7 protein-coding genes are annotated in these 9,179 nt (G+C 75.8%); 4 read left to right on the forward strand and 3 right to left on the reverse strand.

The genetic code is table 11. From position 1 onward, the window contains the following. Positions 1-112: 112 nt before the first annotated feature. On the forward strand, positions 113-979 hold the full coding sequence (locus ONA70_RS31815) for a universal stress protein (RefSeq protein WP_265010188.1): 867 nt from the start codon (positions 113-115) through the stop codon (positions 977-979). 100 nt (positions 980-1,079) lie between these two features. On the opposite strand, the gene ONA70_RS31820 is transcribed toward ONA70_RS31815, so the two are convergent. Further along, the gene (locus ONA70_RS31820; protein WP_265010189.1) at positions 1,080-3,461 is read right to left on the reverse strand and encodes a heavy metal translocating P-type ATPase; all 2,382 of its coding nucleotides are present in this window, start codon (positions 3,459-3,461) and stop codon (positions 1,080-1,082) included. A 189-nt stretch (positions 3,462-3,650) separates the two neighbouring features. Here ONA70_RS31820 and ONA70_RS31825 point away from each other — a divergent pair, with 189 nt between their 5' ends. Together ONA70_RS31825 and ONA70_RS31830 are read left to right on the forward strand one after the other, a co-directional pair. After that, complete coding sequence (locus ONA70_RS31825) at positions 3,651-4,661, forward strand: Acg family FMN-binding oxidoreductase (RefSeq protein ID WP_406601289.1); 1,011 nt, start codon at positions 3,651-3,653, stop codon at positions 4,659-4,661. 92 nt (positions 4,662-4,753) lie between these two features. Further along, positions 4,754-6,424: a GAF domain-containing sensor histidine kinase gene (locus ONA70_RS31830; RefSeq protein WP_265010194.1), complete on the forward strand. Its 1,671-nt coding sequence runs from the start codon at positions 4,754-4,756 to the stop codon at positions 6,422-6,424. 22 nt (positions 6,425-6,446) lie between these two features. Here the strand turns inward: ONA70_RS31830 and ONA70_RS31835 are convergent, their stop codons facing one another. Further along, a complete protein-coding gene (locus ONA70_RS31835) occupies positions 6,447-7,085 on the reverse strand; it encodes a response regulator (RefSeq protein ID WP_265010191.1) in 639 nt (212 codons plus the stop codon). Positions 7,086-7,271: 186 nt separating this feature from the next. Here ONA70_RS31835 and ONA70_RS31840 point away from each other — a divergent pair, with 186 nt between their 5' ends. Continuing rightward, the gene (locus ONA70_RS31840; RefSeq protein WP_265010192.1) at positions 7,272-8,246 is read left to right on the forward strand and encodes an Acg family FMN-binding oxidoreductase; all 975 of its coding nucleotides are present in this window, start codon (positions 7,272-7,274) and stop codon (positions 8,244-8,246) included. 53 nt (positions 8,247-8,299) lie between these two features. Here the strand turns inward: ONA70_RS31840 and ONA70_RS31845 are convergent. After that, a partial coding sequence (locus ONA70_RS31845; protein ID WP_265010193.1) for an NAD-dependent epimerase/dehydratase family protein occupies positions 8,300-9,179 on the reverse strand: 880 nt, incomplete at its 5' end.

Here is a 9,179-nt window from a genome sequence, read left to right on the forward strand (position 1 = left end):
TCGACGCCCGCCAGTCCTGCCGCGACTACACCCGCCGCTACGGCGAGGACGATCCCCGGGTCGCCGAGTGGCGGTGGATCCGGGAGACCGAGCAGGGACTGCGGGGCCAGTCATGAGTTCCGACGAGATCCTGGTCGGCTACGACGCCTCCGCCGACGCGGCGGTCGCCCTGGACTGGGCGCTGGACGAGGCGGGCCGCTCGGGCCGGCCGGTCCGGCTGGCGTACGTCTTCGAGTGGCTGACCGTGGCCGGCTGGATCGGCCCCGGGGTGGCGCCGGGCATCTGGCCGGACGAGACCGCGCGCCGGCAGGTGGAGGACCTGGTCCGCAAGGCGGCGGCGGACGCCGCCGTCGAGCGGCCCGGCCTCACCGTGCGGGGCGAGGTCTTCGACGGGCCGCCCGCCCTGGTGCTCCAGGAGCGCTCCACCGAGGCGGGCATGCTCGTGCTCGGCAGCCGGGGGCACGGCGGCTTCGCCGGCCTGCTCGCCGGCTCCACCGTGGTCTCCGTCACCGCCCACGCCCACTGCCCGGTGGTGGTGGTCCGGAACGGGCAGGCGGCCACCTCCGGCCCGGTGGTGGTCGGCGTGGACGGCTCCGAGACCTCGCTGCGGGCGCTCGGCTTCGCCGTCGAGCGGGCCGCGCAGCGGGACGTGCCGCTGCGGGTGCTGCGGGTCTGGGAGCCGCCCGGCGAGCGGTGGGTGCCGCCGGGCTTCGACCCGGAGCAGATCACCGCCGCCGAACGGGCGGCCGCCGAGGCGGATCTCGCCCCGTGGCGGAAGACTTTCCCCGACGTCCCGGTCGAGATCCGGGCGACCCCGGGCAGCCCGGCCGCGCTGCTGGTCGAGGCGAGCCGGGAGGCCCAGCTCGTGGTGGTCGGCACCCGGGGCCGGGGCGGCCTGCGGGGCATGCTGCTCGGCTCGGTCAGCCAGCAGCTCATCCACCACGCACTCTGCCCGGTGGCAGTGGTCCGGGAACGCTGAGACATGTCGCTGGCGAGCGGGTGGCCGGGTGGCCGCGACACGCCGGGCACCCTTGCGGCACCGGCGCCCGGCTGCGGAGCTCAAGCCGTTATGCGGCTGCCTACCCCTCCTCGGGGTTGAGCGAGAAGTAGTCCTCCTCTTCCTGTGCGACGTGCAGGCGCAGCACCGCGTCCAGGCCGTAGAGGGCGGCGAGCAGGTCGGGCACCTCGTCGTGGCGCAGCCGGCCGTCCGGGTGCTGGGCCAGGTGGCCGCCGATCCGGTCCACCAGGCGGCTGATCTCCACATGCGCGCGACTCATCGTCGAGGTCGCCTCGTCGCTGCCGAGCGGGCCGGCCAGGGCCGGGTAGAGCTGCCTCTCCTCGGCCGCCTCGTGCGGCAGCACCTCGTCGACCAGCCGTCGGTGCACCTCCCGCAGAGCCGGTACGCACTCCGCCGCGTCCGGCCGGGCCGCCACCAGGTCGGCGGTGTCCCGCAACCGGTCCAGCACGTCGCGCACCCCGCCGTGCTCGGCGGCGTACCGGTCGAGGAGGGCGCGGGTCTCCGGCAGGAGGTCACGGCGGCGCAGGCCGCCCCCGAGGGCCCGCAGGGCGTTGAGGATCACCAGCACGTCGATCCCCTCCTGGAGGAAGGCACCGGCCACCGGGGGCAGCCCACCGGCGGCGGCGACCACCATCGCGATGACGGCCAGGCCCATCCCGGCGGTGGCGCTCTGCACCGCGATACGCCGGGCGTACCGGGCGATCTCGACGGCGTCGGCGAGCCGGTCCAGCCGGTCCACGGTGAGCACCGCGTCGGCGACGTCGGCGGACGCCGTCGCCCCGGTCGCGCCCATCGCCACCCCGACGTGCGCCTCGGCCAGCGCCGGGGCGTCGTTGACCCCGTCGCCGACCATCACGGTGACCGCCCGACCCGACTCCGCCTTCACCCGCTCGACCTTCTGCTGCGGGGAGCACTGCGCCCACACGTCGTCGACACCGACCGTCTGCGCCACCTGCCGGGCCGTCCGCGGCCGGTCCCCGGTGACCATCACCAGGCGGTTCAGTCCGGCCTCGCGCAGCCGCCGCACGGTGCGCCGGGCATCGGGGCGTACCGGGTCCTCGAGCAGGATCGCGCCGAGCGGGGCCTGATCGTCGCTGACCCAGACGGTGGAGCGGCCGGCCAGCTCGGCACGCTCGCGCACCCGGTGGGCCCAGTCGGGCGGCTCGCCGGGAAGCTGGCCGACCCGGACCAGGCGGCCGTCCACCCGGCCGGTCACCCCACGTCCCGGCTCCTCCGTCACCTCGGTCGGCTCGGCCAGCGGCAGCCCCTGCTCACGGGCCTGCGGGACGAGAGCGGCGGCCAGCACGTGCGGGGAGAGCTGCTCGACCGACGCGGCCAACCGCAGCACCTCGTCCCGGTCGCCGCCGGGCGCCACCACCGTCTCCGCGGCGCGCGGGCGGCCGGCGGTCAGCGTGCCCGTCTTGTCCATCAGCAGGGTCCGGGCCCGGCCCAGCAGCTCCAACGAACCGCCGTCGCGGACCAGCACGCCGCGCCGGGCCACCCGGGACAGCCCGGACACGATGGCGATCGGGGTGGCCAGCAGCAGCGGGCAGGGGGTGGCCACCACCAGCACCGCCACCGCCCGGATGAACTGGCCGCTGAGCAGCCAGGCCGCACCGGCCAGCAGCAGGGTGAACGGCACGAACGCGGCCGCGTACCGGTCGGCCAGCCGGACCATCGGGGCCTTGCGCGCGGTGGCCTCCTCGGCCAGCCGGACGATCCCGGCGTACGTGCTCTCCGCCGCGTTCTTCCGGGCCCGCAGCCCGAAGCCCGCGCCGGCGTTCACCACACCGCTGGCCACCTGCTCGCCCGCGCCCCGGGTGACCAGCTGGGACTCGCCGGTGACCACCGACTCGTCCAGCGTGGCCGCGTCCTCCACGGCGCCGTCCACCGGCACCACGTCGCCGGGGCCCACCACCAGCCGGTCCCCCACCGCGACCCGGTCCAGCGGCACCACCTCGATCCCGCCGTCCGGGGTACGCCGCCGGGCCTGCCGGGGCGCGCGTTCCAGCAGTGCCCGCAGGTCCCGGGTGGCCCGGCGCTGGGCGTAGTTCTCCAGCGCCTGCCCGGTGGCCACCATCACCGCGATCACCGCGCCGGCCAGGTACTCGCGGACCAGCAGCGCGCCGACCAGCGCCAGCACGGCGATGACGTCCACCCCGAACTGGCGGCGCCAGAGCTGCCGGAGCGTGGTCCAGACCGCGGGCACCAGGGCGACCAGGGTCACCGCCGCCCAGACCAGCTGAGCCGGCCCGGGCAACCGGGCGAACCACAGCCCGGCGCCGACCAGCACGGCCAGGGTGAGCAGAACCAGCGGCGCCCACTCGACGGCGCCGGGTCGCGGCGCGGCGTCAGACCCGCCGGCCCGCAGTCGGCGCAGCCAGTTCGCGCGCTGTCGCCGCACCGGCTGCTCGGGTACGCACTCGCGCGGTTCCGCTCCCACGTGCGGATCGTCTCAGCGGTGTCGTGCGGCGGGTAGGGCAAACCCGGGTAATCCGACGGGTCGAAGGGCCCGGGCGTACGGGACGAGCGATGCGTGCGGCCCGCCCGGTGATGCCCGAGGATGGACCCGCAATCCGCCCGGTCGGCTCCGGCGTGGGGCACGATGGGGAAAACAGGAAAGGTCGTGACGATGAGCCACGAGACGCCGGCTACGGACCGCCCGCTGACCACCGCCCTCGCGGCGGCCGCCGGGATGGCCGGCCACGCCCCCTCCGTGCACAACACCCAGCCGTGGCACTGGACGGTGCTGCCCGAGGCGCTGGAGCTGCGGGTGGTCCGGGAGCGTCATCTCAGCGCCGCGGACCCGGAGGGCCGCCTGCTGGTCGTCAGTTGCGGCGCCGCGCTGCACCACGCCCGGGTGGCACTGACCGCCGAAGGCTGGACGCCGGCGGTGGAGCGGCTGCCCGACCCGGCCCAGCCGGACCTGTTGGCCCGCCTGACCGGGCTCACCCACACCGGCGCGGACCCGGAAGCGATGCGCCTGGTGCAGTGCATGCAGGTCCGCCACACCGACCGCCGGCCGGTCAGCGACGAGCCGGTCGCCACCGCCGCCCTCGGCGAGATCGACCGCGCGGCCACCCGCGAGGGCGTCCACCTCCAGGTGCTGGACGACACCCAGAAGATCCAACTGGCCAGCGCGGCCCAGCAGGCGGCGGCGGTCGAGGCCGACGAGCCGCAGCTGCAGGAGGAGCTGGCCTACTGGACCAGCCGGGCCGGCACCGGCACCGGGCTGCCACCGGAGGTGCTGCCCCAGGAGGCCCCGCAGACCACCGTCCCGGCGCGCGACTTCGGGCGTACCGGCACCCTGCCGGTGGGCCCCGGGCACGACCGGGCCGCCGTCTACGGGATTCTCTGGGGCACCGAGGACGAGCCGGACAGCTGGCTGCGGGCCGGCGAGGGGCTCTCCGCCGCCTGGCTCGCCGCCACCCGGCTCGGCGTGTCCGTGGTCCCGCTCAGCGGCGTGGTCGAGGTCGAGGGCACCCGGAACGCGCTCCGGCACATGCTCTCCGACCTGGGCCACCCGTACATCTCGATGCGGCTGGGCATCGCGGAACCGACGCACGCCGGCCCCCCGCACACCCCACGGCTGGACACCGCGCAGACCGTCGACACCTCGGCGGTCCGCGACCATCTCCCGTGACGGGTTCGTCCGGCCCGGCCACCGGGCGATAGCATCGCCCGGTGGCCAGCGCACCGAATCCCCGGCACGAGCACGTAACCCCGTCGCTGGGCCTGACCCCGCTGTCCCGGGTCCGGCTCGACGAGCTGTTGCAGGAGATGCTCGACCGGGTCGGCGAGGTGGTGACCAGCCGGGAGCGGCTCCGGGCCCTGCTCGACGCGGTGGTCGGCATCGGCTCCGACCTGGACCTGCGCAGCACCCTGCAGCGGATCGTGGAGTCGGCGTGCGAGCTGGTCGGCGCGAAGTACGGCGCGCTCGGGGTGATCGGCCCCGACCGGCTGCTGCACGACTTCATCATCCACGGCATCAGCCCCGAGCTGCACGCCAAGATCGGCGAGCTGCCGCACGGCCGGGGCGTGCTCGGCCTGCTCATCGACGATCCGCAGCCGCTGCGCATGCCGGACATCACCCAGCACCCCAAGTCGTACGGCTTCCCGCCGCACCACCCGCCGATGCACAGCTTCCTCGGCGTGCCGGTGCGCATCCGCGACCACGTCTTCGGCAACCTCTACCTGGCCGAGAAGCAGGGCGCGGCGGAGTTCACCGAGGACGACGAGGAGATCGTGGTGGCGCTGGCCGCCGCGGCCGGCGTGGCGATCGAGAACGCCCGCCTCTACGCCCTCGCGCACCGGCGGGAACGCTGGCTGGCCGCCACCGCCGAGATCACCTCGGTGCTGCTCGGCGAGGTACGCCGCACCGACGCGCTGACCCTGGTGGCCCGGCGCGCCCGCGAGGTCGCCGAGGCGGAGCTGGCCCTGGTGCTGCTCTACGACGAGGACGAGGGCCAGTTCACCGTCGAGGTGGTGGACGGCGCCGACGGGGCCGCCCGGGAGCTGGTCGGCGCGGTGCTGCCGGCCGACGAGACCAGCTTCGCCGGTTCGGTCACCGAGCGCCGCCACGAGCTGGTGGAGAATCTGGCCGAGGCCGCGCCCTGGCCACGGCCGGTGATTGACGGGCCGGCGGTGGTCTCCCCCCTCGCCGCGGCGGACACCCTGCACGGCGTCCTGGTGATCGCCCACCGGCCCGACCACGGCCCGGCCGCCGAGGACGACGTGGCGCTGCTGGGCAGCTTCGCCGGCCAGGCGGCGCTCGCCATGGAACGGGCCCGCGGCCAGGAGGAGCGGGAGCTGCTGGTGGTCCTGGAGGACCGCGAGCGGATCGCCCGTGACCTGCACGACGTGGTGATCCAGCGGCTCTTCGCCACCGGCCTGCAGTTGCAGAGCGGGGCGATGAACACCCGCCCCGAGGTGGCCAAGCGGATCAACCAGGCCGTCGACGACCTGGACGCCACCATCCGCGACATCCGCCGGACCATCTTCGAGCTGCGCACCCCGATGAGCGCCGCGCTGCGTACCGAGATCCGCGAGGCCATCGAGGTGGCCGCCGAGTCGCTGGGCTACCGGCCCCAGCTGGAGCTGGACGGCCCGATCGACAGCGCCGTCCCGGACGCGCTCCGCCCCGAGCTCACCGCCGTGCTCCGCGAGGCGCTCTCCAACGCCGTACGCCACGCCCAGGCCGACCGGGTCACGGTGACGGTGAAGGTCGACGCCGGCTGGGTGACGGTCACGGTCGCCGACAACGGGGTGGGCTGCGATCCGGAGGCGGCCCGCAGCGGCCTGGTCAACCTGCGCGAGCGGGCCGAACGGCTCGGCGGCGACTTCCAGCTCGGCCGGGTGGCGCCGCACGGCACCGAGCTGCGCTGGAGCGTCCCGCTGCGGGACTGAGCGGGCGGGGCGCCGCGCCGCCTCAGTGGGTCTTGCCGAGCAGCCGGGTGGCCAGCACCGCCGCCTGGGTACGCCGCTCCAGGCCAAGCTTCGCCAGCACACTGGAGACGTAGTTCTTCACGGTCTTCTCGGCCAGGAACATCTTTCCGGCGATCTCCCGGTTGGTCAGGCCCTCGGCCACGTACTCCAGGATCCGCCGCTCCTGCTCGGTGAGGCTCTTCAGCTCGCGCGGCTGCTCGACGCCGCTGCGGATGCGCTCCAGCACCCGGGTGGTGATCGCCGGGTCGAGCAGGGACTGCCCGGCCGCCACCCGCCGGACCGCGTCGACCAGGTCGGTGCCGCGGATCTGCTTGAGCACGTACCCGGCGGCGCCGGCCATGATCGCCGCGAAGAGCGCCTCGTCGTCCTCGTACGAGGTGAGGATCAGCCCCTTGATCGAGGAGTCCACGGCGCGGATGTCCCGGCACACGTCGATGCCGTTGCCGTCGGGCAGCCGGGCGTCGAGGATGGCCACGTCGGGGTGGAGCGCCGGGATGCGCCGCGCCGCCTCCTGGGCGGAGCCGGACTCACCGACCACCTCGATGTCGCCGCTGCTGGTGAGCAGGTCGGCAAGGCCACGACGGACGACCTCGTGGTCGTCGAGCAGGAACACCCGGATCATCCGTCCTTTCTACCCTTCGCCGCGCGCCCGTGCACGGGCCGAAGGTCCCTAGCGCGACGCGCCGCGGGCGGGCGGACGGGCCCGACGAGGAGGGGACCTCCGGCCCTGCGCGCGAAGCCCCTGGCTGACGCACCGTGGGAGTACACCAACCGGGGGCGGCACGGCCCGCACGGAAGGAGCAGCACCATGACCACCGGCTTCACCGTCGCGCAGCTGAGGGCCGCGACCACCGACGCCGTCCGGGCACCGTCCCTGCACAACACCCAACCGTGGCGGTTCCGGCTGCGCGACGCCGCGATCGAGCTCTCCGTCGACCCGCTGCGCCGGCTGCCGGCCACCGATCCCAGCGGCTGGGGCGCCCGGATCGCCTGCGGGGCGGCCCTGTTCAACCTGCGCCTGGCGCTTGCCGTCGCGGGCACCCCGGCCACGGTGCGGCTCCGCCCGTACCCGGCGGAACCGGACGTGGTGGCCCGGCTGGTCCCGGACCTCCCGCGCCGGCCCACCCCGACGGAGCAGAGCCTGTACGCGGCGATCGGCCGCCGGTTCAGCAACCGCGCCCCGTTCTGGCCCGACCCGGTCCCCGCCGACGCCCGCTGGCGCCTCGGCGAGGCGGCCCGGGCCGAGCAGTGCTGGCTGGAACTGCTGATCGGCACCAGCGCCGTGAACGCCTTCGCCGAGATCGCCCGCAGCGCCCACCGGGTGCTGGAACGCGACCCCGCGTACGTGGCCGAACGGGCCGCCTGGATCCGCTCCGAGCCCTCGCCCGACGGGGTGCCGGCGGCGGCCGGCGGGCCGCCGAGCGAACCACAGGACCTGCTGCCGCAACGCGGGTTCGGCGGCCGCAACCGCGCCCCCGGCCGGGACTTCGAACCGGAGCCGCTGGTCGCCGTGCTCGGCTCGGCGGGGAACACCGCGACCGACCAGATCATCGCCGGGCAGGCCCTGCAACGGGTGCTGCTCACCGCCACCGACGCCGGGCTGGCCGCGTCGATGATCTCCCAGCCCATCGAGGTGCCGGGAGCCCGGGAGGCACTGCGGCTGTCCCTGGGCCGGTTCGGCACGCCCCAGATGGTCATGCGGATCGGGTACGGCCAGCCCGGCACCGCCACCCCGCGCCGGCCGGTGGACGAGGTGCTCGACCTGCCCGTCGTGCCGGCCTGACCGCCGGGGCCGGCCCCACCGCGCCCGCGGCGGCCGGTCCCGGCGCTCCCCCGTCAGGTCGCCAGCAGCGCCGCCTCCCGCGCCGGGTCCAGGCCCACCGCCGCCCGCGCCGGCCGCCCCGCGCGGGCCGGCACCCGGCCGACCTCGCGCAGCCAGCGCCAGGTGTCCTCGACCGTCTCGGCCACCGGCCGGCAGTCCAGCCCCGCCGCGTACGCCCGTTCGACGCCTCGTTCCTGCAACCAGCGGTACGCGTGCCCGCGTGGGATCCAGATCGGCAGGTCGTTCCAGGGCTCCACCCCGGCGGCCAGGATCGGCTCCGGGTCCGTCCAGCGCAGCGTCGCGCCCGACCCGGTCGCCGCCACCGCCGCGTCGAGCAGCTCGCCCATCGTCGCGTGCCCGGTCCGTCCGATCACGTTGTACGCCCCGCCGGTGCGCTCGCTGCCCCGGTCGAGCAGCCAGCGCGCCAGGTCCCGGACGTCGATGTACTGCACCGGCAGGTCCCGCGGGCCGGGGGCGAGCACCTCGCCGCCCCGGGCGATCCGGTGCAGCCACCAGGGCAGCCGGCCGATGTCCTCGCCGGGGCCAAGGATCAGCCCGGCCCGGGCCAGCAACGCCCGGTCGCCGAAGACCTCCACCGCGGCCCGCTCGCCGCCCGCCTTGTTCCGTGGGTAGTCCCCGTCGGCCGCGTCCGCCTCGGCCTCGACGGTCGGGGCCTCCTCGCCCACGCCGGGCGGCACCGGCTCGGCGTACACGGACCCGCTGGAGACGTAGACGTAGTGCGGCGCCGCGTCGACGAGGGCCCGGGCGGCGTCCCGTACCGCCCGGGGCGCCCCGTCCCAGGTGTCCACCACCAGGTCCCACTCACCGCCGGCGAGCGCCGCCAGCCCGTCGGGCACCGTCCGGTCCCCCCGCAACCGGTGTACGCCCGCCGGC

The sequence above is a fragment of the Micromonospora yasonensis genome (assembly GCF_026013475.1).
In the GTDB taxonomy this organism is placed as follows: domain Bacteria; phylum Actinomycetota; class Actinomycetes; order Mycobacteriales; family Micromonosporaceae; genus Micromonospora; species Micromonospora yasonensis.